The sequence below is a fragment of the Psychrobacter sp. genome, assembly GCF_030457785.1.
Classification (GTDB): Bacteria; Pseudomonadota; Gammaproteobacteria; order Pseudomonadales; family Moraxellaceae; genus Psychrobacter.
Genome location: NZ_JAKDUI010000004.1, coordinates 1 through 26,924 on the forward strand (window position 1 = coordinate 1; position 26,924 = coordinate 26,924).

The window sequence follows — 26,924 nt, forward strand, 5'->3', positions numbered from 1 at the left end:
AGTGTAAGAAAGAATGTTTTGTCATGAAACTTCCCATCACTATAGCTTCCGGTTATGGCACTAAAATATCGGTATTTCAATAACTTATCACGCTAGCGCTTGGTGCTGTTTGAATATCTGATTTTTGGGACGCTCTGCTCGCATAATACTTTTATGCCACACAGCCTTCCTTGCTTTGGTGTCGCAATAACAGTTTAGCATTGCTTTTGTAATAGAAAGCATTATTAGCTAGCAAAAAAGCAACGAGCAAAAACTTTTATTGCTGGGCAATAAAATCACCGATTATTTACTTAAATACTAAAGATTAGAAAAGTAATTATTGGTGGTATTAACGCAAAAATTAGGACAAACCACAGTTGCCAAACCCAACGACGGTATCGTTTAAAGTACTTGCGTATTTATCTCAATAACTTCTTCATGACCTTACCTGTGTTTAATACACAGTCGATTTTTAACCAGTTCCATTTATTACGACCAGAATATTAGCTGAAAGAACTTTTCAGACTAATTTTTCGTCGTTTGACAATGATATCTATCATTTCATTATCATACCGATAGACAACTGGCTAAAACACACCGCAAACGTTTATAGATTATTCATTCGCGGATCGACAGTTTATTAGACGTGATGACAGCACACGCAAGCGATCAGTTTAAAAGTGTGTCGTCATCTAAAATGTGATATCGATGTGTGATGATTTTATGAGCACACGTCATACAAGCATTTTACGGTAAGCAGGATGGCTCAAATCAGGAGACATAAATGCAACGTATTACTTATCGTGTGAAAGTATCTGCGAAAGGGGCTAAACGTCGTATATCTTATTTACTACGTCCATCTAAACGCCTGCTAAACACTAAAAGTAACATCGTTACATCCGTTACCCCTACTAGACAAAGTCGCTTTGTTAGAACCAAAAAGCTAGCGCAGGTTTCTAGTATCGCCCTCCTCTCTCCTCCCGCTGAGAGTCTGATATCAATGGGAGCTCCAGTAGCTGCCTATGATAATGTTATGCTTGAAAAAACATTAACGGTCGCTGCTGTCCCAGGCAACAGCACTTACTTTGCTACCGATGGTTTCCAGCATGGTTTTGGTTATGACTTGGTACGCACTTATGCCGATGAGCTCGGCGTGGATGTCGATCTAAAAGCCTATGCAAATGAAAAGGCTGCACTAAAAGCAGTGAAGTCTGGTGCTGCTGATATGGCATTAACAACAGCCAGCACGAAGATGAAAAGCCAACTTAATTTATCATCTGTCAACGTTAGCTGTGGTTACGATGCCACACTGACCAACAACGGTTTGCACCCCAAGGTGAGCTGGACATTTAATTCAGCCAACGACCCCTTATCGCAAAAAGCTAGCTACTTTTTGTGTGACAGCATCAAGCTAGAAAACACACACAAGCTTGCCGCTTTCTATAATCAAAACTTATTAAAAGACGCTTATAGTCAGGATCACTTACAAAAAACACTGACGGAAACTCTGCCAGAATATCAGTCTTCCTTTGAGGAGCAGGCTCGCAATTACAATCATGACTGGGAGCTATTGGTAGCAATGGGTTACCAAGAATCACACCTCGATGCCAACGCTGTATCACCAACAGGTGTACGTGGGCTGATGATGCTGACCAATAATACAGCTAAAGCAATGGGGGTATCAGACCGCGTCGACCCTTATCAAAGTATCGGTGGTGGCGCGCGTTACCTAGAGCAAATGAAAGATGACTTTGCAGATGTTCCTAAATCTGATCGCATTTGGTTTGCACTAGCAGGCTACAACATGGGGCCCAACGCAGTGAAAGGCATTCAGCGTAAGCTCAGAGAACAAGGGATTAATGATAAAAGCTGGGCAAACGTATATGCATACCTAGCTGAAAACAGAGCATCTAATAGCCGTTACGGTCAGGCGATGCACTATGTTAGCAATATCAGAAGCTACCTTGAGACGATCAAGACACAAACCGTCTAGTCTTGACTGCCTTATGGGCTTCTAATTAATGGCATAAGCAGACAATATTTGGTTAGCCAATCACTACATACTTGACGTAAAAAAGCTGCTCTTTTAGAAGAGCAGCTTTTTTGTTGTGTTTGAGACAGCGGGATATGACTCAGTTAACCATGCTTAGTTAACGGTTGGGTACTGTTAGACGTTGACCGCGCTGTAGCATGGTGTCCGGTGCTATATCGTTCATCGCTGCTAACTCACTGGTTGACACGCCATATTTACGAGCCAATCCAATCAGACTATCTCCTGATGCAACGGTATAACTAACAGTCGCTTTTGGCACTTTTAGGGTCTGCCCACGCTGTAGTTGTGCGTTAGTAGCCAAGTTGTTTGTCGCTGCTAAATCCGCCACTGAGATGCCAAACCGTCTTGCCAGTACAATCAAACCATCACCCGATTTGACTGTATAGTTTTCTGTATTACCCAGTTTTTTGCCACTGCTTGCTGTATTGGTCGTAGTACTGGTTGCACTGCTAGAACTAGAGGCAGTTGCAGCACTACCACTAGATGGAATGGTGATCGTACGACCACGTATCAGATTTGAGCTGGTGGTTAGGTTGTTTGCAGCAGCCAATGTACTCAAGCCAATATTATAACGTCTCGCTACCCCTGTTAAAGTGTCTCCTGATTTTACTTTATAACTTACCGTTTTATCATTGAGCTGACGATCCACTGTCTCTTGAGTCGCGGGCACTTTAATGGTTTGTCCACGTTGCAGACGTGCTCTGGCATCAAAGCTGCTGTTTACTGCAGCCAGCTCAGTTGCACTCACGCCAACACTATTAGCAATGCCAATCAAGGTTTCCCCTGACTTGACGGTATAATTGGTTGTCGCTACTGAACTAGTGCTACCAGAGTTACTACTGACAGTCGTACTAGCAGCACTTAAATCAACACTAGCAGGTATTTTTAGCGTTTGTCCGACATATAGCGAGTCAGTTGTGCCCATGTCATTGAGACTGGCTAATGTGGATGTTGAGATATTGAACCGACGCGCAAGCGCAATCAATCCATCACCCGACTTTACACGATAGTTTTGAGTATCAACTGAGGACGTATTTGAGTTAGAAGACGATGAAGTAGAAGAAGTGGTGGGCGCTGTTGATGTTGACGCAGTTACTTTGCCTGGAATCAACCACAGTCTTTGGCCGCTTAACAAATTAGCACGACTACTGAGGTTATTGTAGTTTGCAAGCTGCGTCACAGACAAACCAAAGCGGTTGGCTGTCCCAATAAGCGTGTCACCGCTTTGGACAACATAGCTTTCAGGCTGACTCTCTGCTGCGTTACTAGCAGCACTTAACGGTTCGATTGTCTCTGCATCATACAAGTATAGTGTACTACCAGACAAGATATTGGCACTGGCATCTATTTCATTCCACTCTGCAATATCACGCCAGCTCACACCTGCACGACTTGCAATGTTAGACAAAGTGTCGCCACGCTTCACCGTATAAGTCGAACGCGTGCCTTGTGGCTTAGGTTTGCTCTCCGACGTTTGAGAAAAACTGAGTTTTTTTTCGCCACCACTGGCTTCCAGGACAGACTGCTGTGTCTGTACAGCCGAGAGGTTGATATTACCATCAGCATTAATGACATTGGCATCAGGAGTACTGTTGCGGATTTGCTGCGCGATAAAATCACGCTCTTCTTCACTGAGTGGCGGCTCTTGGACAATGGTATTATTTTGTGTTAACTGAGCTGATGTGGTCGGTAAGTTATTGCTGCTTTTCAGCTCAGCATTGATTTTGTCTGTTTCAGCCTCAGTCAACGGTGGTTCATTGCTAGGTCCGGTGTTACTGTATGATGAGCTGCCAGTCGACGCGGCTGTCGGAGAGATATAGCTGGTCGTTTGCTGTGGCACACTGGCGGTTGCTGCGTAGTCAGCTAAGGCGCTGCCAGTGGATGGTAATGAGGAGTTGGTATATGGTTCGCTGTTATAACTTGGTGAGCTAGCCGTACTGCTTGAGCTCGTTGTGCTACTCATGCTATTACCTGCAAGTACGTTACTGGTACCGTTACCACGCAATGCACTTAGCTCGGCGTCTTTGTTTGTACTAACGTCGTTGGGAATGATGACACGCTGTGGTCCTGAGATATCGACACGCCCTGACGTTAAAGCTGTATTCAGTCGCTCCAACTCGCTATAGCTGACACCTGTTATTTGTGCGACTTCCGACAAGCTAACACCGTAATTTACCGGCACGCTACGAAAATGCTGGCGGTTAGCAATCGCAGGTAGGTAGACACCGTACTGCTCAGGATCGGCAACAATTTCAGCGACCGCTAAAAAGCGCGGTACATAGTTCATGGTCTCTGTAGGTAGTCTCAACGACCAGTAATCCGTTGGTAATCCACGCGCCGCATTAGCATCTATCGCATTTTGTACACGACCTGGGCCTGCATTGTAAGCAGCTAAGGCCAACTCCCAACTACCAAATTGGTTATATAGTGTTGTCAAAAAATCATATGCTGCACGCGTCGATTCAATAACATCTCGGCGACCATCGTATGTTCTGCTTTGGTTTAACCCGTAAATTCGTCCAGTACTAGGAATAAACTGCCACAGTCCTGCAGCAGCTGCACTACTGGTTCCACTTGGATCATATGAGCTTTCGATCACTGGAAGCAAAGCAAGTTCTGTTGGAATGTTACGACGCTCTGCTTCTCGTACCGTATGATAAATATACCGGCTAGCACGGGCCGTCAAACGGTTTAAATGCTCTTGTCTACTGGTAAACCAACCTTTTTGTCCTTCGATACGCTGATTATAAACAGGCTGACCGCCGTTCATACGATAACCAGCTCGCAGACGATTCCACAAATCACCGTATTGCTGAATGGCAAGCTTATTATCCTCAACCATCGTCATGTCTGACGCTTCTAACAAGTCTGCTAACTCATCCAAACTCTCTGCGTCCAAATACGCGGTAGAATAGTCACCTGTCGTAGAGGGCGTAGCAGCTGTAGCTGACGTTGTTGGTGTAGTTGTTTGATTGGTTGGAGACTGAGTAACCGTACTTGAAGTGTTTGCCACACCTTGGTTTTTCACTGCTGATGTATTGCTACAAGCACTGATGAGTAACGTCGATACCGCAAGCGTCAATGGCAACGCAATAAATGAGCGAGAATTTGATGGCACAGTAGACATGATATTGGAAGTTTCCTAACGACAAAAATAAGTAAGATGGAGTTGCTTAATAAATGTTACTTAATAATATACCCTGCAATTTGATACAAAGGCTAAAGTTAATTGTAACTACTAGATTATTACTAAATGGAATGATATTCGACTAATACTTGATCACCCTTTAGTTGACGGTGACTAATTGATGGTGGCTAGTTGATAGTAACTTGCGATACCGCACGAAGTAGCACAGCGTCGCCTGTCGACAACCCTAATGTCACTCTTGATCTGGTAACGAACGAAACTTCCCGACCATCTTTCACCCAACTTTCATTGGTTGTGAAATTTGCTTTGGCCTGTTCACCGGTAATGACGACATTGTCTACTTTTATATCGTAGCTATAGTTGGAGGTATCGTCCCAGCTATTTTTTAATAGATTCAGGTAAGCTGCTTTGTCTAGGCTTGTAGACTTGCCTCGTCTAGACAAAGAAATCAGCGCGTCATCTGACACTAGACGTGAAACTTGATTAATACTTTGGCCATTCGCTGATGCTTTCATTGCTGCAGCATAATCTTGTACTAGAGCTTCTGTCATGGGTGCTGCTTGGGCACTGATACTGACAGCGCTAACAACCGCTCCCAATGCAGCCACACTAGTACTTTTCATCAATACGGCAAAAAGCCTATTTTTCCATAGTCGTTTCATGACAATCCTTAGCAATATTGCTTGCGTTGTAGCCAAATACTGACTTTTGACGGTTCTTTCTCGTCTCATCTGAAAGGCCGCATGCCTATATGACGATGCTGAGTTTAGCATGATGCTTTTAGTCATATTGCTTTTGTAGCAGCCTTTATAACTACCACCTTCAGTCTTGATAGATATAAAATCGATTGACTCATACCAATTGAGCGAGTCATTTCCAGTGAGACTTAAAACTTAGAGTCTTGTGACTCAAACAATAGTACGTTCACATCATAGTATGAGACTACCATTCAATTCTCACAGCCATGTAAACCCTGTGTAATTATTGAAAGCACCAAGGTTCGAGACCTCTCGTCATTCTTAACACCGTCTTAACGATTAGTGGATTTTTAATGAGAAGTATCATCGAAGATACCTAGCATATGACATTAAGATATCAATTCAACAAAATCAAGACTTGCTGTAAAGTTAAGACTTGCTGTCAGTGTCATCTTCCTCATGCTGCTCATCATCACTCATTTTCATACCCAGACGCTCCACTCGTCTGTCCATCATTTGGCGCGCAAGTGCTTGCATATCCTCAACACGATCTATCTCATCGACAATTTCAAGACCAAGTAACGTTTCAAACACATCTTCTAGCGTTACTAGACCTTTGACCTCACCATATTCACCAACTGTAATAGCAATATGAACACGGTTTTTTAGCATCAGATCCAGAAGATCGAACAACTTCATTTTCGAAAAAACAAAAGTAATCTCACGTTTGAAATCTGTCAATGGCTTATGCACATTATGGTTTACTTTGGCTAGCAGCATGTCTGTTTTCAATACAAAACCAGTGATACTATCTAAATCACCATCATAAATCGGTAAACGTGAAAACGTCAGCTTAGGTCTATCTACCAATAACTCCGCAACGGTTTTATGCTCTTCAAAGGAAAGCATCACAGAACGCGGTGTCATAATATCTTCGACTTTAATAGCACCAAATGCCAATAGGTTACGAATAATACGAGACTCCAACGGATCAATTTGTCCTGATTCTTCACCGATACTGGCCAATGCCGCGAATTCACGACGGCTGAATGTTTGAGGCTCTTTACCTCGCACTAGCAGCTTCGTCAGACGCTCCGATACCCAAATCAGCGGGTACAGCAGCAAAATAATCCCACGAACAAAATAAGCAACCAAGCCACTCATCTGACGCCAGTATAGTGTTCCGAGGGTCTTTGGAATAATTTCAGATATAAATAAGATGGCCAGCGTCATAATCGCAGAAAACAACCCGAACCAAGCACTACCAAAAACGATAGTGGCTTGCGCACCAGCACCGATGGACCCTAGAGTATGCGCTACTGTATTCAATGTCAAAATAGCGGCCAGAGATTGGTCGATATTGTCGACCTTTAGCTTTTTGAGCATTCCTGCTTTTTTTGGGTTTGTTTCTTCAACATCCGCAATAAACGATGGCGTCATGCTCAATAAAACAGACTCAGCCAAAGAACAGGCAAAAGACACGCCAATAGCGAGCGCCACAAAAAATATCAATAATGCCACGCTAAGTGCAGTTGGTGCTGCCGCAGCGTTTGTAGTTGATACAGCACCAGCAGCCCATGTTAACTGTGGCAACATGAGTACAGCTAAGGTAAATAGCGTAGTAGGTAATTGAAAGCCAGAACGAGCGATGCTCATCCTCTCCGGAGGAGGCTCTGCAGATTCATCTTTACGACAAGCTCGCTGCTGACATGAACGAGATTCAAACATAGAAGTGGAGGACAAGTTAGGTAACCTAAACAAAAAAAGGATAATAAATAATGCTTCATCAATAGAAACATCATAAGTAGACGACAAAACCAATGATTCAACATTCTATCCCAAACCCTATTACACCCTGGTTGATAGCCTGCTAAATATAGTCAGTTGTTGTTATTTGATAGTAGCATTGATGATATTATTTCACAATAAGTCACTATTTCTATGTCTTGATTTTTTTATTATCTTGTATTACCTAAACCCTACCTCAATAGACACTAAACGACTTTACTCGTCTCATTTTGCCGGCACTTTCATGATGTAGCAAAATGTTGTCGTACTAACTCTTGACTGCTAGTATGCCTTTACGTTAAGAAAAACATGCTTAGCTTATGATTAACAGTTACCAAATCTCGCATTTTTTGTTACTATGCGTTTAATTTTATTTTCATCTATGACTAACTGAGAGAAATTATGTTCCTATTTATCCAAGCTGCCAACGCTGCTGCTGCAGAAACTGCAGGCGCAGCATCTTTATTTGGTCAAATCCTACTACCAGTTGCTTTTTTTGCAATCTTCTACTTCTTGGTCATTCGCCCACAGTCTAAGCGCACCAAAGAGCATCGTGCTATGGTCAAAGCATTGACCGTTGGTAGTGAGATTATTTTTGCTGGTGGCTTGATGGGTCGTATCAAAGGCTTGGAAGGCGACTATGCGATAGTAAGCTTAAACAACAATACTGATGTGAAAGTACAACGTGCATCAGTTATCTCAGTATTGCCTGCTGGCACTATCGAAAGCGTTTGATTCATAGATTAACGATCAATAGCGACGTGTTCACATTGATTTAATAGTCATATTATCCACACTTTTCACACGCGGATATCATGATAAGAAATGACCGTACATTATCTGCGGTCATTTTTCGCTATAAAATAGTGACTTAAAACAGCTGGATAAGCACAAAAAACCGCTGCTTCGAGATTACTCACAGAATCATAGCGTTCATCAATACCGTTTTAGATGGCTACTATATTTTGCTCAATGTAGGTTTGATCAATATAAATAGATAAATCTGTATTATTTGCTTAACTATTTTACGCTTTACTATCACCGCAAATGATTACAATGGTCTATTACCATAATGACAGCCGAAAGGTAATCAACCATTGTAATCGCTTAACTTCCCACCTGCTAACTTGTGGCCTTCGTCGCCAGTTGTTTATCAACCTAAAGAAGTGATTATGCAATATCCCGCTTGGAAATACTTACTCATTACCGTCGTGCTAATCATTGCCGGTCTCTATGCTGCCCCAAACCTCTACCCTGATGAACCTGCGGTTCAGATTACGAGCTCGGCAGCAGGCACGCAGTTGTCTGAGGGTATCTTGACCCAGTCTGAAGACTTGCTTGAATCAGCCGGTCTTGACAACCATGACGGTACCTTTGAAGGTAACAGTGCCTTGGTACGACTAAACAATCCAGTCGACCAATTAAAAGCACAAGAAGTACTACGTCAAAACTTAGGTGACGACTATGTCGTCGCACTCAACTTAGCACAAACGACACCCCAGTGGCTTCGTGATATCGGCGCAAAACCGATGAAGCTTGGTCTTGATTTGCGTGGTGGTGTCCGCTTTGTACTCGAAGTGGATATGGACAAGGCACTTGAGCAGCGCTTGACCAGCGCTAGTCGTGATATGCGCCGAGAACTTCGTGCTGAACAAGTTGCTGTAAAAGGGTTGAAGACGGAAGGACAAAGCGTTGTGTTGCATTTTAATGACACAGACACCCGTAACCAAGCACAAAACATCTTGCAAGGTACGATGAGTGATACCTTTACCTCGCAGACTTCTATTGATGAACAAGGCCCTGCTCTGATCTTGGCCTATAATGACGCTACGCTTGATGAAATCAATAGCTATGCGGTCAATCAAAACCTGACTACTTTGCGTAACCGTATTGCTGAACTTGGCGTAACTGAAGCACTGGTTCAGTCTCAGGGTGCCAACCGTATCGTGGTAGAGCTACCTGGTGTACAAGATACAGCAGAAGCCAAACGAGTACTGGGACGCACAGCAAACCTTGAGTTCCGTATGGTCGCTGATGGTGCTGATAGCTACACGGGTGGTATTCCACCAGCGGGCACAGAAGCATTCCCATTCGAGACGCTTGACGGCCCACCTGTCTTGCTTGATCGCCAAGCAATTGTCACCGGCGACAAAGTCACCAACGCGCAAACAGGGGTTGATGAAAGCGGCACGCCTGAGGTTAATATTACCCTTGATAGTGCTGGCGGTAGACTGATGCAAAACGCCACTCGTACTGCCGTTGGTCAACAGATGGCTGTACTGTTCATCGAAAACAAACAACGCATCACTTATGAAGATGATCCAGAAACTGGTGAAACTGTCGAAGTGCGTACGCCTTATGCTGAGACCAAAGTTATCAACCGCGCCAATATTCAAGCAGTTCTTGGCTCATCTTTCCGTATCACTGGTCTAGATAGTAGTGCAGAAGCTGCTGAGCTTGCTCTATTGCTCCGCTCAGGAGCGCTAGCAGCACCGATGTATTTTGTAGAAGAACGCACCATCGGTCCATCGCTGGGTCAAGAAAATATCGAAAAAGGGTTGTTTTCTACTCAGGTTGGTTATCTATTAGTATTTGCTTTCATGATCGTTTTCTATCGTTTATTCGGCGTGGTTGCCAATATAGCCCTAGCCGTTAACGTCGTTATCATTATTGCAATTATGTCTATCATGGGCTCATCACTTACCCTACCAGGTATTGCTGGTATCGTATTGACCATAGGTATGGCAGTCGATGCCAACGTCCTAATTTTTGAGCGGATACGGGAAGAGCTCGCTAACGGCTCACGGCCAAAATCCGCCATTGTCGCAGGCTTTGACCGAGCGTTTAGTAGTATTTTCGATGCCAACATTACAACTTTATTGGTCGCGTTTATTCTGTTTGCCATTGGTACTGGTCCGATTAAAGGCTTTGCGGTTACCTTAGCGATCGGTATTGTCAGCTCGCTGTTTACTGCAATCTTGGTGACACGTGCACTTGTCCAAATTGCTTATGGTAAGCGTAAATCTATCAAACGTTTGAGCATCGGTTAGGAGAACACTATGGCGATCGATAAGAACAACCCAGCAGAACAACCAAAAACTCCAGATCGAAATGGTTCAGACGGTTCAACGAGTGATGCTAGCAGTACTCGCCGCCGTAAAAAACCACGCCGTGATGGTAAAGGCAGCAATACTAAAACCAATAACCCTACCACACCCCAATCGACCAAAAGCAAGAAGCGCCGTAGTGGCAAAGGCACTGATAACGATGCCCAAGCATTGTCCACTCAGACAGTAGATCCTGGTTCGGATATTGGAGATGCTGAGGACGATGCAGCAGCACAAGCTGAAGGCGGTATCAAAGCGGTAGGCCATCAGCGTATTATTCCGTTTATGAAGATAGAAAAGCCAATGGCGCTTTTATCATTATTGATGGTTATCGGAAGCATCATTGCTATCGCCGTAAACGGTCTAAATTTAGGTCTTGATTTCACAGGTGGTGTCTCTGCAGATGTGACTTATGAGCAACCTGTCGAACAGGTTGAAGTAGTACAAGCACTGGCTGATAGTGGCTTTGATGATGCCGTAGTACAGTACCTCGGCACTCGAGAAGAGCTGTTGGTTCGTTTGCCGCCGCAGTCTGATAACGTCGACGGACTTAGTGCTGGATTGACTCAAGCTTTAGCATTACCTAGTAACTCGGCAGATATCAGCAATGTAAATATCATCGGTAGCCAAGTTGGTAATGAGGTTTATCTAAACTCAGTCATGGCATTGGCATTGGCATTGGCATGTATGCTTGGTTATGTAGCACTACGCTTCCAATTCAAACTCTCTGTGGGTGCAGTACTGTCACTGTTTCATGATGCTATCGTGACCATTGGTGTCTTTGCCCTATTTGGACTGCCATTTGATTTGACAGTATTGGCTGCTATTCTGGCCTTGATTGGTTATTCATTGAACGATACGATCGTTGTCTATGACCGTATCCGTGAAAACTTCCGCCGTGTCCGTGGTATCTCTCCGAGTCAGACAATTGACTTGTCCTTAACAGAGACTTTACGTCGTACCATCATGACTATTTCGACGGTACTGTTGGTCGTTCTAGCGATGATGTTCTTGGGCGGTGATGGCTTATACTGGTTCTCAGTAGCGCTGTTTATTGGTCTGCTTGCGGGTACTTATTCTTCAACTTATATTGCGAGCTCTATTCCACTCCGTATGGGTCTGTCACGTGATGACTTTGTCGTGAAAGTGAAGCCAGAGTTTGAAGAAGAAATCGTTAGTTTCAACGACCCTAAAATGACTGATTAAGCCTGCTTAACTGATTGGTTGATTTTTTATCAGTTTTACCAAGCAGTTAACCAACTAAAACAGGATTGAACGCTGTTTTGGTGTAACAATAAAAGTAATATACAAGCACCTGACTCATCCATGATGAGTCTAGGTGCTTTTGTCTTTATGGTGCTTTTAGTTACGAAAATCGTTATTGGGTATGCGTAGGGCGTGTCTGCGATTCAATCGACAGTTATCTAAATGGGTTAAAAATAGCTAAATCTTGCCAAACGGCGTCAAATAGCTGACTAATATCTCGATGTTATCTGCGCTATTTTCCTTGTTTGACTACCATTTATCTCATTTTTATCATCATTTTTAAAATGAAGACACGCCCCAGGCAACGCCGCACTTTTTGTGAAATTTATCTGCAATACCCTACTTATTGTTTAATTATAAATGAGCCACAAATGACAGTAACCAAACCAACCTCAAATGCACTGCCTCCGATTGATACGCGTTACGCGCGCATCATCGCTATCGCGCTGCCGGTATTGCTTGCCAATTTGGCTATGCCTCTACAAAGCGTCATCGATACCGCCATAGTAGGTAACATGAATGACACCGCAAAACTGGCTGGTATGGGTTTGGCGATACAACTTCTATCACTATTGCTTGTGAGTTTTAATTTTTTACAGTATGCCTCTTCAGGATTATCGGCTCAGGCGCTAGGACAACTAGAGAGTCAGACGAATGATCATACGAAAAACAAGACAACCTCATCGTCTAAAACCCACTCACCCTTACTGTCCATCTTGCAGCGCGCATTGGTGTTAGCTATTATCATCGGTGCTATTTTACTACTGGCAAAACCTTGGTTAATAGATTTGGGTTTGCGGGCTTTATCAGCAAATACTGCCAGTGGTGAGGCCGCTAAAACCTATCTGGATGTGCGATTTTGGGGTGTTATAGCAGAGCTCATGAACTTTGCTTTTATTGGCTGGTTTGCCGGCCAAGGTAAGACGCGCTATATGCTCTATCAACAAGGCTTTATCGCCATACTCAATATCTTATTGACGTTGTTTTTTGTTTTTGGCCTACAGATGGGTTTGGTAGGTGTCGCACTTGGTACTACCATTGCATTTTGGTCAGGCGTGTTATTAGCGTTGTGGCTAAGTAGTCGACATTTACAAATACCTTGGTTGGCTCTACTAAATGCAGATCGGCAGCACTTCACTCAAGAGAAGATGCTTAGGCTATTTTCTCTCAATAAAGATATTTTTATTCGCACATTGATCCTGACATTGAGCTTTGCATGGATTACTCGCTTATCAGCCCAAACCGGTGATGTCATACTGGCTGCAAATGCTATTTTACTGCAAGTATTGAGCATATCTGCGTTTGCCCTTGACGGAGTGGCTGTATCCGCTGAGACACTCAGCGGACAAGCTGCTGGACGCCGTGATTGGCCGCGTTTTCGAATTATCGTTAAACGGACAGGTATAGTCAGTTATGGTCTTGCTATTGCCTTAAGTGCTATTTGGTGGCTCGGAATGCCAACCTACCTACAGTTTATGACCAACATTGATACTGTGTTTACTCTGGCTTTTGACTATCGTTTCTATGCCGTTTTATTGCCTTTCATTGGCGTAGGTGCCTATTGGTTAGACGGTATATTTTTCGGCTTAACAGCAGGAAAAACAATCCGTAATGCAGCGCTTATCTTGGCAGCCATTTTCTTCCCGCTCAGCTGGGTACTCTACACACAGTGGGGTATGACAGGTATTTGGCTAAGCGTATGGTGCTTACTACTACTGAGAATGCTCATTTTAGCCGGTTTTTTATACCACGGCCATAAGACATCAAGCTATGAAAACTATCAACCACAGCCATAGAGTAGTATTTAATTTCTGTTTAAACCACTGAAGATATTACGTCTACTCATAAATAATAACGATAACATATCGCTTAGGATGCACTGTGACTACTCACGCGAAACAACGACAACAGCCGCATGACTACAGTTATGACTGGGCTGAAGGTTTTAAGAAAAGCTTACCCGTGGCAATGGGCTATTTACCTGCTGGCATCGCTTTTGGCGTGCTTGCACAAGTTGCTGGTATTCCCGTATGGGCAACCATCATGCTCAGCATATTACTTTATGCTGGTGCCGCTCAATATGCCTGTTTGCCCATGTTAAGCACTGGTCTACCGATTGCTAATATCGCAACCAATATTGGTGCTATTAACTTGCGGCATGTGTTTTATGGGCTGCCCTTGTTGCAATATCTACCGAAAAATAAACTGGCTAAAACTTACTGCTTATTTGCCTTAACGGACGAGACCTTTTCGGTCATGACCAGCTTGCCTAATGAACGTCGCCAGTCGTTGATACTTCCGATAAGCTTATTCAACCAAGGCTGGTGGGTATCGGCCAGCGCCATTGGCATTATGATAGGCAGTAGACTGAACGACATGGTGCCACATTTGGACTTTGCCTTGGTTTGTTTGTTTGCGATCTTAGCCTATGAGCAATTTCATAGCATCAAGCGCTATTTTCCAATTGGCATTGCTGTTGTCGCTTTGGCTATAGCTTCTTTATTCACGAGTAACTGGTTATTGTTAGCCTCAATCTTTATTTGCATGGTGCTGATTTTGTTACGCGGATTTTGGGTACAACATACTGCCAAAGGAGACAGTCATGACCAATAGCTATCTGATTTTTGCCACTATCGCTATGGCAGCTGTTACCTTTATCACACGTGTACTGCCAGCGTTGATACCAAAAAAGTTACTAGACACACCGTGGCTGCATAGATTGAATGAAAGCTTACCCCTATCCGTCATGGTGTTGCTCATTTTGACCAGTCTTTCTTACCAAGACCTAACGCTAACTGCAGCTATCCATCGCACCGAAATTCACTTGTTGATGGCCCAAATCGGCGCGTTGTTGTTGGTGTTATTGACCTATCATCTTAGTCGTCAGCTGCTAGTCAGCATGGTCGTCGGGATAGCCTCCATCAACGGCTTGCTATGGCTATTTAGTAATTTTTTAGCCTGACTTAATTACGAGCAATAAAAAAGGACTGGATCCTTATTAGAATCCAGCCCTTCAGTTTTTCAGCCAAGATGGGTCGTGGTATTATACTAAAGTAGTTCTATACTAAATTAACCAAATCGACTTAAGACTCTTCAACACCTGTCATATCGACCGGAGTATCGGCAACTATTTGCACGCCTTTGTTCGCCTTAGCAGTATCACTACGTTGCTGTTGTAGGTTATCAAGATACGCTTCATTGATCTGACCTGTGACGTAACAACCATTGAATACCGCACAATCAAAGCCTTCAACGTTGCTGTATTTAGTATCTTTAACAGCATCGATCAAGTCATCTATACCTTGGAAAATCAATCGATCAGCACCGATGATATCACGCACTTCGTCTACCGTATGACCTGAGGCAATCAGCTCATTGCGTACTGGCATATCGATACCATACACGTTCGGATACTTAACTGGCGGCGCAGCACTGGCAAAAAACACCTTGTTCGCACCAGCGTCTCGTGCCATTTGAATGATTTCGTGACAAGTAGTTCCACGGACAATCGAGTCATCAACTAGCAATACGTTTTTACCTTTAAACTCTAAAGGCACAGCACTAAGCTTTTGACGAACAGACTTTTTGCGTTGTTGCTGACCAGGCATAATGAAAGTTCGACCGATATAACGGTTTTTCATAAAACCTTCACGATATTTCACATTCATCTTCAGTGCGAGCTCCATTGCTGAAGTGCGCGAAGTGTCTGGAATAGGAATCACCACATCAATATCATGATCGACGCCCCATTCTGCCATGATTTTATCTGCCAGTTTTTCACCCATGCGCAAGCGTGCTTTATAAACTGAGATATTGTCCATGATAGAATCTGGACGTGCAAAATACACATATTCAAAGATACATGGGGCATGCTCTTTTGGCTCTACGCACTGATGAGTATGTAATTTGTGGTCTAAATCAATAAAAATGGCTTCACCTGGTTTGACGTCACGAACGATGCTAAACCCTGAGCCTGTCAAAGCGACTGACTCTGAGGCAACCATATATTCAGTACCACCATTTGGCGCTAAGCGCTTGCCAAAAACCAGTGGACGAATACCGTTTGGATCGCGAAAGGCAAGTAAACCATGGCCTGTAATCAAAGCCACCACACCATACGCGCCTTCACAGCGGCTATAAACTGCCTTTAGTGCTTCAAAAATATCATCAGACGTAGGTTTCGTTTTCCCCAAATTTTGCATTTCATGGGCCAAGATATTTAATAGCACTTCAGAGTCTGAGTCGGTATTGAGGTGACGACGATCTTCGATATACAGCTCTTTAGCCAGGCTTGCCGCATTGGTTAAGTTGCCGTTGTGCGCTAGGGTAATACCATAAGGTGAGTTTACATAGAATGGTTGAGCTTCAGCGCTGCTAGAAGTACCTGCCGTCGGATAACGCACGTGGCCAATACCAAACTTACCTACTAGCTTCATCATGTGATGATTTAAAAAAACATCACGAACCATACCGTTATCTTTTCGCAGATAGAGTCGACCATCTTGCAGAGTCACAATGCCTGCTGCGTCTTGTCCACGATGCTGTAACATCGTTAGGCCATCATAAAGAATCTGGTTGACTGGCTCATGAGCTGCAACCCCAACGACTCCACACATAATTATTTCCTATTTTGACTCATACATTAGTATTACAATAACGGCAAGGATACTGACCATTCGCTGCTTAAAAACAACTACGCTGCCCCTTGCCGCCTACCTGATAATATTAAGATTGTTAAAACTCTAACTCATAAAACTGTCATAAATGCGTTATCGACTAAGAATCGATTGTCGTTTATGACTCCTAACTGCCATCAAATATTTTTTTATCAAGTGGGCGTTACAAAGATGATGTCACGACGTTTAACTGATAAATTGTTTGACTGGTAAATTATTTATCTGATAAATTCAGTATGAGACAAATCTCAGCAGCACCACGCAAAGCTCATGACTGATTGATCTGATCCCAAGCCATACCAAACACGTCTGAAACTAAAGCCTTGCCCATCGGTGCATACGGCATTAGCTCAGGGGCAATGACTGAGGTCTGCCATTGTGGCATTTGTACCAACATCGGTGCACTGACGCTCAAAACAACCAATACGACAAGTATATTTTTGGCCGCACCCAACACGCCACCCGCCATCTTATCCAGCACACTAAGTCGTAAGGAACTCAGCACGCCCGAGAACACAAATGCCGCTAGATGCATGACAGCCAATACAGCAATCACCACTAACAAAAACGCCAAGGCTATTTGTAAAACAGGATTTTCTACAATACCAATTAACTGCGGGGCTATGGAGCTGGCCAACCGAGTGGCAACGACTAAGGCGACAAACCAACCTAGTAATCCAACAGCTGTCTTAATCAAGCCCACTTGAAAACCACGCCATAAGCCAATCAAGACGACAACAGCAATCACTATGTCCAAACCGCTCATGTTTTATGCCTTTTTGGATTGATCAACATTGATTTCATCAGCTATTTTATCAGCAGCCATTTAGCGTGAAGTGTCCATCGCATCATAATAACCACCGATAGCCTGAATACAAGACTGTACTAACCCAGGACCACGATAAATGAGCCCTGAATATAGTTGAACCATGTCAGCACCTGCTTCTATTTTTTTGACTGCCTTGGCTCCGCTATCAATACCACCTACACCAATCAAAGCCACCTTACCTTCGAGTTGATCAGAGAACTGCTGTAATATTTGCGTACTGATATGGCTAACTGGACGACCTGATAGACCGCCTGCTTGGTCACCATCTTGCAAGTCTTCAACGCCTACCCGGCTTAGCGTCGTATTTGTCGCAATCAAACCATCAATTTCAAAATTTATTAACTGCTCAGAGATATAATCGACTTGTAACGGTTCTAAATCCGGCGCAACCTTCAAGACCAACGGCACATAAAAACCATATTCGGTAGCCAATTGGCTGTGACGGTTTTTAATCGTATCCATCAACTTGGTCAACGCCTCGCCACTCTGCAAGTCCCGTAGGTTCTTGGTATTGGGTGATGAGATGTTGACAGTAATATAAGACGCATGTGGATACACACGCTCTAGACAATAAACATAGTCATCCGCAGCCCGCTCTACCGGTGTATCCGCATTTTTACCGATGTTTATGCCGATATTACCTCTATATTTGCAAGCCTTGACATTTTCAATCAGATGCTCAACCCCTTGGTTGTTAAAACCCATACGATTAATAATAGCGTCCGCTTGTTTGATTCTAAATAGTCTTGGCTTATCATTGCCCTCTTGTGGTCTGGGTGTCACCGTGCCCACCTCTATAAAACCAAAACCCAGCTCAGCAAGAGCATCGATGTAATCGCCATTTTTATCCAGTCCGGCTGCCAGACCCACTGGATTTGAAAACTGCAATCCCATACAGTCTGTTGGCTGCATTGATTGACCGTATGCCAAACCTAAAACGCGCGCCTTATGAGCCTTGTCTAATAAAGACAAAGTCATCTCGTGGGCGTGTTCGGGATCCATATTAAACAAGAAAGGACGAAGTAAAGCATAAGACATAATAGTAGCGGACCCTACTCAAAGTTATGGTGGATAAGAAATGCAAACGGTATCAAACGCCGTGATTATATCAGCTTAGCAGAAATAAGAGCAAAGTTTTGAGAGCAAAGTTTCGTACGCTAATCTTTATGCCAAATCGTTGATATTTACTCACTACTGATTAATCAAGCACGAGCACAAACCATACGCAATTTGTCACTAAGGTACAGGACGACCGTCTGTTAACGCTATCCAACCTCTGATAATACGATAAAGATGCCAGATGAACGTAAACATCATAATCATAAATCCAAACCCAGCCACTAATATCGAACCAATCGCAATGTTATTGCTATCAGCTATCATACTGACACCGAAACCACCGGCTGCAAAAGAAATAACAACGATACCTATAATAAACCAGACAATGCTATACCAAAAAGTTTTTATTTGCCAATCAAAGTGCGTGGCCATCCACGAGCCACGGGCATCATGTCGCTTCGCATAGTTCATCACAATAGGCACAACCCACAACAGGCCAGCGGTAAAGTAGCTGACCACATACAATAAGTAGGTAATGTGATTGTAAGTGGTCAGGGAACGGCGTTTGTCGTTACTTAATTCTTCACTTATCATGTTTCCATCCATATTTGCGCGCATATTTTTATTTTATTATTATCTGTCGTGTTGCGCGGTTAGTTAATTTGACGCTTTACTAACTATTTAATTGTGCCAAACATGTCTGTTTTCAATAGGAACCTTGCCCGCAGCTACTTTTGGTGTCGGGTCTAGCTTCTTAGAGTCAGCTTTAGATAGTGAAGCGTTTAGGTCGAGGCGTTTGAGTCGAAGCGCTTAGGCCAATGTCATGGATGCCCACGCACCTTTAGTCAGTGCTCAGATTATGAGCCAACTGTAGCGTTTACTTGAATGGATTTATTAGCAGGGTCTTGCTGCATAGATAGCTGCGTAAACTGCCAACCCTGCTGTTTTAGCTTCCCCAACGCCGAACTGATCACTGCTTGGCTGGCATGGTTAAAACTCAACTGCACCGCATCACCTGCTGCGACAACTTGGGCATTATTGATACCCGATTCATTTAATAATGCATTGATACTATTGGCAGGTGGCAGAGCGGACTCACCATCGGCAGCATTCATAACATTCATGTCGATGTTGCTAGCTTGAGCACGTAACCAAAAATAATCAGCCACTTGTTCTTGATAGTTAGCCTTACTATCTTTTGCTGCTTGATGCACGCTATAACCGCCATAGCCACCGATTAGCAACAACAAGAAGACCGACAACAATACCAGTGCCATCTGATCACGAGAAGGCAACGCTTGCCAGCGAGACGCCAGTAAGCTCTGATAACGCCTCATAGGCTCTGACAGTGCATTCGTTCCGGCGCGACTGCCTTTATCTAAACTGGCTGTATTGCCTTTAGCTCGGCGCTGAAATCGTTTCATTATTTACCTTTTGCTAACGTTTGACGCTGATTGTCGTCGGATAATTTACAATCAAATTATGATGTTGCCACAGCTTCTTGTGTGTCGATATTTTCCACAATGCTGACAGTCACTTCCCCACTAAATTGCCCTTGCTCATCATTGCTGACTTGTGCGAGCTTAGCATTCAAACCTTCTGCTACCAATGTACTAGTAAACTCATCAAGACTATCACGATCAGCAGCAATCAATGTGAAACTCAGCGCCGTTGGTTGCATGACTAATGTCTGTACGTGTAATGAAGATTGTTTAATTAAAGGTGATATTCGTGATAACGCTGCCATGTGGAGCGTCTGATCTTGACTGCCGGTCTGTAGTTTGGGTTGCAACTGCACTTGCAAATCTGTGCGGGCACTTAAAGGCTCATCGGCAAACCAAGATTGATACTGACTAGCAATCTCAGCCTTAGTTGCCGTTGTTGCTTCATTGTACTGATACCATTGAACACCATCAGTGACCATCTGTAATACCAGTGCCGATAGTGCTACTATCATTGCCACACGTAAATGTGGTGACAGCTGTGACTCTGTCGACTTAACAAAAAAGTTCAGTGCATGACGTTCAGGATTTGCGATGGGAGTCGGTGTCCCGGTTAAAGCAGTCAATAGTAACTGATGCTCAGCAATCAGATCTGCTGTTTGCGCCATAAAATCGGCTTGCGCTTCTGAGCGGTCATCATCTGAGTCCATTATAGGAGATAAGATATTTACATCACTCAAGTGCGGGAAATGCTCAAATATTAACGGCAAGTAACTGACCGCCATACCTTGACGCACGGATTGGCGTAGTAGCATGGTTTGGTTGTCTTGATACAGCGTGACTTGCTGACCGCCACCTTCCTCTGGTATGGGAAGCAATAAGAAATCCGGCATCAACGCCGTGATGTTCATACCTACTAACTGAGCACTTTGTTGCCAGGATTCAATATCACTTTGCGCCAATGCGTATAGTTGATGGCTATCAGTATGACTGATTTGTCGAACGGACAACTGCTCGACAGGAGTCAGTGATATTTCTTCAAACAGATACTGCTTGCCACTATTGCCCAGCTGTTTTAGCTGCGCGGCACTAATTTCAGTAGCTACTTGTAAGACATGACTTGAAGGAAAATATAGACACAGTGATTTTTTCGCTTTCGGTTGCGCTTTCAGTTGCGCTTTCGATTTATGACCGCCATAGATATCTTGTAGTTGTTGCCAACCATCAACGGTTTTCCATTGCTGGATATCATCATGCCAGACAGCTAATGGGCTATGCTGCGCTCTCAACCAAACATGTAACACTTAGCATGTCCTTAATTATTGAAGCATTTATAAAAAGACTATTATGACTGCAGAAAATAACTGCAAAATTTAACTGGGTTGTTCATACCCGAAATTCTTGGATTATTTATAAACACTGATTTGTCATGTTAGAACGGCTGATCGGGGACAAACCGATCTACTTCTTTTGCCATACCCGTCATCACAAAGTCCATCTCAAATACTCGTGCTTCTGCTAAGGAAAATGACTCGGGATAATCACCCGTCAGTAACCCAGCAATGTTAGCAACGATTGACATATGACACACAACGACTATGCAATCAGCGTCAATATCGGCGATGTCTATTATTGCCTGTCGCGCATCATCAGAAGGCGTAATATTATCCTGAGTGCTAGAGGGTACTTCAGGCGCACTCGACTGAAATGCCGCCAAGGTCTGCTGTGCCCTATCATAGGGACTGACAACAAACTGACTGGGTTGATAGTGGGTGATGACGTATTCAGCAGTTTGCGCAGCCTGCTGTTGACCAAACGTTGTCAGCTGACGTGCACTGTCAGGACGTGTCTCATTTTCTGCCTGACCATGACGTACAAGTATAATTTTCATAACCTTCCTCTACACAGCCTTGGTGCCAACACACTGGCACTATTTGCTGTCATCAGCACTATCATTTTTTGATGTTTTTACGTGAGCAGTTAGCGCGTCATTACTGTGGTCATGCGCCATGACAAACTCGACGTCACTACGGAATCCTGCTTCCATCAGGTGCAATGCAACCCCTAATGCCGCTTTGTCTTCATAAATAACGGCATAAAGAGCGTGAGTGATAGGCATATAGATGCCTTCTTGGGTCGCCTTTTCATGTACTTGCTGAATGGTATTAACCCCTTCAGCAGTCTGACCGAGTTTTTTGACGGCCGCATCAATGTTCATGCCACGGCCTAGCATATTACCAACACGGAAATTGCGACTGAGCTCTGAACTACAAGTGGCATATAAATCACCCACTCCTGATAGTCCTAAGAAAGTTAATGGGTTAGCACCCGACTCAACACCAAAACGGCTCATCTCAGCGAGAGCCCGTGTCAGGATCATGGCCTTGGTATTCTCTCCTACTTCATAAGCGGCAGCCATACCCATCGCTATCGCATATATATTTTTGAGAGCACCGCCCAGTTCAACCCCTTTGACATCGTCACTAGCAAACACTCGGAAAAACGCACTATGCAACGCTGCTTGAACCGCGTGACGAAGTGGCTCAGACTCACTAGCGATAACCGTAGCGGACGGCATGTTTTTCATGATTTCTATGGCCAAATTCGGGCCTGACATCACACCAAAATTTACTTCTGGTAATTCGTCATTGATGATGTCACTCATCAAGGCAAAGGTATCTTTTTCCATGCCCTTGGTTAACGACACAATAGACTGCCCACTCACAAAAGGAGCGATGTTTTTTAGCGTCTCGCGAAAAGCCAAGCCAGGGACTGCAATAAAGATAATATCTTTGTCTTTGACGGCTGCTTCTAAATCATGACTATACTTTAGGCGATCATCCAGCTTATGCCCTGGTAAGTATTTTTTGTTGGTTTGGGTTTTTGCCATTGACCTGACAGTACGTTTGTTTCGTACCCATAGCGTCGTATCACAGCCATTACGTGCCGCGAGGTTTGCCATGGCAGTACCAAAACTTCCACCACCTAAAAATGCCAAACGCAGCTTGGTAGGATTACTGTGAATCTCTTCCATATTTTTTGCAACCGCCGATTCTACAGCACTAGGATTGAGCTTCTTACGACCAATACCCGACTTAGTTGCCCGATCAATGAGCCCCCCAAGCAAACTGTTTTGCTTATCCGAGGTGCTTTTGTCCGTTAGACTGGCGTCGTTACTGGTTTTTTTACGACTGTCGTTTGAGCTGCTCATGTTCATTCATCCATATTGACTGACTTATTGGTTGATAGCATTATCATGATTGGAAACCAAGATAGCTGACTCTCTTCTGGATTTTTTATAATGGCCAGCGGCTAAACTAAAAAATCTCATTCGCTTTATGATTCAAAGCGTACTATTGGTTCGATATCAAAAGGCTTACGTTCTGGATCATCGACAGGGCTCGTACCAGTATAAACAAAAGCCGCTACATAATCATCTGGTCCGACGCCGAAATATGCTTTCACAGCTGGTTCGTTACATAACAAACCAGTCCGCCATACCGTACTAAACCCTTGAGCTTTTAGTGCCAAAATCAAGTTTTGTACTGCAGCGCCCGTACTTAACATTTGCTCAAACGGAGGTACTTTCTCGTGCGCTTGAATTTTAGTCACGGCCGTGATGATAACTGGTGCTCTTAACGGCATACCACGAGTTTTCTCTATGGTTGTTTCTGTCACTTCTTCATTTTCTTGCGCCGCTTTTTCTTGTTCCGCTGTTACGAGCGCCTCACCTAGCTGATGGCGGGCAGCGCCTTCGGTCACGATAAATCGCCATGGATTAAGATTCTTATGGTCTGGAGCCGTTGCAGCGCATTCGATTGCCTTTTCAATCTGTTCGCGAGTGGGCGCTGGCGTGTCTAAATTGCCCATACTGCGCCTGGACTTAATCCAGCCTATCATCTCTTCACTACTTATTGGCATGCTATCAGTCGTTATATCTTTGGTAGATAACTTTTGATTACTTGTCTTAGAGGCAGTCATTGCAGCTCCTTATTTATTATTGTCTTTGAAGAATTGAAGGCGGGTTTTATATATTTATACCTCTGTGACTGTGAATATTTTCACTATGCCACCTCTTCGATACGATGCTCCATGCGCAGATAGTCTTCTGACTGCATTTCCAGCAAACGAGAGCGAGTGCGTTCAATCTCAAAAGCCAGCTTCTCACCTTGATAGAGATCTAAAATCGATTGCTCAGCGCGCACCAATAACTTAACACGGCGATCATAAAACTCATCGACCAGATAGATAAAACGACGTGTCGGATCACGGAAATCATCATCTAATGCAGGAACCGCATTAACCAAGACGGTATTGAACTGTTTGGCGATTTCAATAAAATCTGCAGCAGAGCGCGGCTCCATACATAAATGCCGGAAGTCACAAAACAAAATATCTTCGGTGCGTGCGTTGATTTTTATCTTTCGCCCATTGATATCGATAGGATCACTGCTGATTTTTTGATTGTTAGAAAGACTAGCAAAACGGTTGGCGAGCCAGTGGTGATTAGCCTTCGTCAGAGGTGACTCATACAGCTCAGCTTGCTGTAGTACTCGCAGACGATAATCGATACCTGAGTCGATATTCATCACTGTGGTATGATTTTCAACCTCAGCGATAGCAGGCAAGAACCGATCACGATGCAAGCCGTCTTTATATAATCCAGCTGGCTCAATATTTGATGTAGCGACTAGCGTAACCCCACGATTAAACAGCATCGTAAACAAATCCCCTAAAATCATAGCGTCGGAGACGTTCGAGACAAAAAACTCATCAAAGCAGATGATAACGGCTTCTTCATGGATAATATCAGCCACTTTTTCTAATGGGTCGCTTTTACCTTGCAGTTTATTCAGCTCGCGGTGGACACGCTGCATGAAGTGGTGAAAGTGCTGACGCATCTTACGATCATTAGTCAATGCATCATAAAACATATCCATCATCCACGTTTTACCACGGCCCACACCGCCCCACATATACAAGCCTTTTGGCACAGTCGGCTTAGCTTTTAAAAAGCCAAAAATACCTTTTTTTTGCGGCTCGCTATTATTGAGCTGTTGATACAAATCATCAAGGTAGCTCATAGCTTGGTATTGCTGCTCATCTCGAGTAAAGTCATCCGTACTGATGGCTTGCTCGTAACGTTGCAATGGGGATAAACTCATAATACGACTCATTATTAAATAAAATAATTGTGTTTTAACCACTCGTACAGTCAACACGGATTAATACCAACCACACCTAGTTCAAAACGCTATGCTGTTCTAGCAATTTTTTTAATTCAGACAAACGACCATGAAAAAAGTGCCCAGCACCATCTACCACGCTCACATCAATCCCTAAGCGCTCAGCAAATGCTTGCATAGAAGCAGGGTCAATGACTTCATCCGCATTGCCATAGACCTCAAAGGTTTTATCAGCAGGCAACTGAATATCACTACTGTCATTTTTTTCTACTGATGGCGCGATCAATGCAATGTTGGCAACCTCAAAATCACTCACGTCCCAAATATGCGATGCCTCAAGTACTTGCTCCGCAGCCCGTGCGACGACATAGCCCCCAAATGAAAAACCACCAAGCCATAGTTTGCGTGCATTGGTTTGTTCTGCAATCCATTGTAGCACGGTCATCGCATCGACGACTTCACCATCAGCGTAGTCATGCTCACCTGTTGACTGACCGACACCCCGGAAATTAAAACGCACCACATGCATGCCGTTATCACGGGCAAAACGGTACATCGTAGTCACTACTTTATTGGTCATCGTACCATCAAACAACGGGTTAGGATGACACAATAACGCCACCGTGTCGGTACTTGGGTCATTGGGATTGTCTTTTTGCCATAGTGCATCAACTTCGAGAACACCAGCTGGAGCAGGAATTAATTGCATATAATTGCTTATTGGTTAAAAGTGAATGTCTCAATTATCCTAGATATGGTTTATATTTCAAGTGGTTTGCTGTACCTGCATAGGGTTTACTTGGTTTTTAACCTCAATATAACGAGCTTGCTATCTATCAAACCGGTTTTTTTGTCAAAAAAACCATATCCGTATTATCAATATCGGCGCCAAACTGCTTTTTAACCATACCCTCCACTCATAGCTTGCTTTTTTACCTTGATACAATCATCACGATACTGCATAGATATATGCAACATAGCTGTAATACAAAACACATTAACGGTCTAGACACGTAAGAGTTGAATAGGGTAAATTTGCAATATTAACAAAGCGTCGTTGATAATAAAGCAATGTCATTGATAATAAAGCAATATTGGCGATATCGATAAAAACTGATACCGACACGGATAAGAATGAATGGATATCAAAGCCGGTAAAATAGTAACGTTCATCAATTTTTCTCTTCTTTGAATCAACACTTTGATTTACATGCACCTACAGATAGTCACGGGCAGCGCTGTGGTGATACTCAACACACCCTAACTGATAAAACTGGAGACAACTTATGAGTACTTTCAATAAAACAGCTGGCTTAACCGCTACTTTAGCCGCTGCCCTCGCACTCAGCGCCTGCCAAAGCACGCCCTCTTCACCAGTTATTCAGCGCGACAACTCAACTTATGAAACCACCGGCATCGCTGAAACCAAAGTTCAAGCACAGCAAAACGCTTTAGATAGCGCACAAAACACCTGCCGAAATGACCAAGTAATCGTCGTTGAGGACACGCTCACGTACAATGGCATTTTAGATGAACGCACAGGCCGTATGGTAGGACAAGCCAGTGCTGTTATCGGCTCAATATTTGGTACAGGTTCGCCAGACTTAACGCGTGACGACGACTATGAGTACACCATTAGCTTCCGTTGCCAGTAACTATCCCGGGTAGATAATCGTTGAGACACAACCAGTGC

Annotated in this window: 22 protein-coding genes; 8 read left to right on the forward strand and 14 right to left on the reverse strand. The window is 43.7% G+C overall.

The annotated features are described in order from the left end of the window. Positions 1–763: 763 nt before the first annotated feature. The gene (locus L0J61_RS00490) at positions 764–1,972 is read left to right on the forward strand and encodes a transglycosylase SLT domain-containing protein (protein ID WP_301464352.1); all 1,209 of its coding nucleotides are present in this window, start codon (positions 764–766) and stop codon (positions 1,970–1,972) included. 157 nt (positions 1,973–2,129) lie between these two features. Here L0J61_RS00490 and L0J61_RS00495 read toward each other — a convergent pair whose 3' ends face one another. The 3 genes from L0J61_RS00495 to L0J61_RS00505 all read right to left on the reverse strand — a co-directional run bounded on the left by L0J61_RS00495 (position 2,130) and on the right by L0J61_RS00505 (position 7,534). Then, positions 2,130–5,159, reverse strand: a complete 3,030-nt coding sequence (locus tag L0J61_RS00495; RefSeq protein ID WP_301464353.1) for a LysM peptidoglycan-binding domain-containing protein — start codon at positions 5,157–5,159, stop codon at positions 2,130–2,132. A gap of 188 nt (positions 5,160–5,347) precedes the next feature. After that, positions 5,348–5,842, reverse strand: a complete 495-nt coding sequence (locus L0J61_RS00500) for a hypothetical protein (protein WP_301464354.1) — start codon at positions 5,840–5,842, stop codon at positions 5,348–5,350. 465 nt (positions 5,843–6,307) lie between these two features. Continuing rightward, positions 6,308–7,534 carry a CNNM domain-containing protein gene (locus L0J61_RS00505; RefSeq protein WP_301464375.1) on the reverse strand — a complete coding sequence of 409 codons (1,227 nt, stop codon included), beginning with the start codon at positions 7,532–7,534 and terminating at the stop codon, positions 6,308–6,310. A gap of 534 nt (positions 7,535–8,068) precedes the next feature. On the opposite strand from L0J61_RS00505, the gene yajC reads away from it, so the two are divergent. From yajC to L0J61_RS00535, 6 genes are all read left to right on the forward strand, one after another. Then, on the forward strand, positions 8,069–8,401 hold the full coding sequence (gene yajC / locus L0J61_RS00510) for a preprotein translocase subunit YajC (RefSeq protein ID WP_301464355.1): 333 nt from the start codon (positions 8,069–8,071) through the stop codon (positions 8,399–8,401). 437 nt (positions 8,402–8,838) lie between these two features. Further along, complete coding sequence (gene secD, locus L0J61_RS00515; protein ID WP_301464356.1) at positions 8,839–10,716, forward strand: protein translocase subunit SecD; 1,878 nt, start codon at positions 8,839–8,841, stop codon at positions 10,714–10,716. A 9-nt stretch (positions 10,717–10,725) separates the two neighbouring features. Beyond that, positions 10,726–11,979: a protein translocase subunit SecF gene (gene secF, locus L0J61_RS00520; RefSeq protein WP_301464357.1), complete on the forward strand. Its 1,254-nt coding sequence runs from the start codon at positions 10,726–10,728 to the stop codon at positions 11,977–11,979. Between the two features lie 431 nt (positions 11,980–12,410). After that, complete coding sequence (locus tag L0J61_RS00525; RefSeq protein ID WP_301464358.1) at positions 12,411–13,835, forward strand: MATE family efflux transporter; 1,425 nt, start codon at positions 12,411–12,413, stop codon at positions 13,833–13,835. 172 nt (positions 13,836–14,007) lie between these two features. Further along, positions 14,008–14,652, forward strand: a complete 645-nt coding sequence (locus L0J61_RS00530; RefSeq protein WP_301464376.1) for an AzlC family ABC transporter permease — start codon at positions 14,008–14,010, stop codon at positions 14,650–14,652. After that, positions 14,642–15,001, forward strand: a complete 360-nt coding sequence (locus tag L0J61_RS00535) for an AzlD domain-containing protein (protein WP_301464359.1) — start codon at positions 14,642–14,644, stop codon at positions 14,999–15,001. The genes L0J61_RS00530 and L0J61_RS00535 overlap by 11 nt, the downstream gene beginning before the upstream one ends. Positions 15,002–15,122: 121 nt before the next feature. On the opposite strand, the gene purF is transcribed toward L0J61_RS00535, so the two are convergent. The 11 genes from purF to L0J61_RS00590 form a co-directional block, all read right to left on the reverse strand. Beyond that, positions 15,123–16,655, reverse strand: coding sequence for an amidophosphoribosyltransferase (gene purF, locus L0J61_RS00540; protein WP_301464360.1), 1,533 nt, complete (start codon positions 16,653–16,655; stop codon positions 15,123–15,125). Positions 16,656–16,983: 328 nt separating this feature from the next. Next, positions 16,984–17,481 (reverse strand): CvpA family protein, encoded by a 498-nt coding sequence (locus tag L0J61_RS00545; protein WP_301464361.1) that lies wholly within the window; start codon positions 17,479–17,481, stop codon positions 16,984–16,986. A gap of 60 nt (positions 17,482–17,541) precedes the next feature. Continuing rightward, a complete protein-coding gene (locus tag L0J61_RS00550) occupies positions 17,542–18,582 on the reverse strand; it encodes a quinone-dependent dihydroorotate dehydrogenase (protein WP_301464362.1) in 1,041 nt (346 codons plus the stop codon). Between the two features lie 198 nt (positions 18,583–18,780). Further along, positions 18,781–19,197, reverse strand: coding sequence for a hypothetical protein (locus tag L0J61_RS00555; RefSeq protein ID WP_301464363.1), 417 nt, complete (start codon positions 19,195–19,197; stop codon positions 18,781–18,783). A gap of 263 nt (positions 19,198–19,460) precedes the next feature. Continuing rightward, the gene (gene gspM, locus L0J61_RS00560) at positions 19,461–20,027 is read right to left on the reverse strand and encodes a type II secretion system protein GspM (RefSeq protein WP_301464364.1); all 567 of its coding nucleotides are present in this window, start codon (positions 20,025–20,027) and stop codon (positions 19,461–19,463) included. A 56-nt stretch (positions 20,028–20,083) separates the two neighbouring features. Then, the gene (gene gspL / locus L0J61_RS00565; RefSeq protein ID WP_301464365.1) at positions 20,084–21,349 is read right to left on the reverse strand and encodes a type II secretion system protein GspL; all 1,266 of its coding nucleotides are present in this window, start codon (positions 21,347–21,349) and stop codon (positions 20,084–20,086) included. Positions 21,350–21,477: 128 nt separating this feature from the next. Beyond that, complete coding sequence (locus L0J61_RS00570; protein WP_301464366.1) at positions 21,478–21,936, reverse strand: histidine phosphatase family protein; 459 nt, start codon at positions 21,934–21,936, stop codon at positions 21,478–21,480. 39 nt (positions 21,937–21,975) lie between these two features. Next, on the reverse strand, positions 21,976–23,256 hold the full coding sequence (locus L0J61_RS00575) for an NAD(P)H-dependent glycerol-3-phosphate dehydrogenase (RefSeq protein ID WP_301464367.1): 1,281 nt from the start codon (positions 23,254–23,256) through the stop codon (positions 21,976–21,978). Positions 23,257–23,381: 125 nt separating this feature from the next. Next, positions 23,382–23,966 carry a nitroreductase gene (locus tag L0J61_RS00580; protein WP_301464377.1) on the reverse strand — a complete coding sequence of 195 codons (585 nt, stop codon included), beginning with the start codon at positions 23,964–23,966 and terminating at the stop codon, positions 23,382–23,384. 143 nt (positions 23,967–24,109) lie between these two features. Next, positions 24,110–25,210, reverse strand: a complete 1,101-nt coding sequence (gene zapE, locus L0J61_RS00585) for a cell division protein ZapE (RefSeq protein ID WP_301464368.1) — start codon at positions 25,208–25,210, stop codon at positions 24,110–24,112. A gap of 76 nt (positions 25,211–25,286) precedes the next feature. After that, complete coding sequence (locus tag L0J61_RS00590) at positions 25,287–25,940, reverse strand: alpha/beta hydrolase (protein ID WP_301464369.1); 654 nt, start codon at positions 25,938–25,940, stop codon at positions 25,287–25,289. A 577-nt stretch (positions 25,941–26,517) separates the two neighbouring features. Between L0J61_RS00590 and L0J61_RS00595 the strand changes: the two genes are divergently transcribed. Next, positions 26,518–26,886: a hypothetical protein gene (locus L0J61_RS00595; RefSeq protein ID WP_301464370.1), complete on the forward strand. Its 369-nt coding sequence runs from the start codon at positions 26,518–26,520 to the stop codon at positions 26,884–26,886. Positions 26,887–26,924 lie beyond the last annotated feature (38 nt).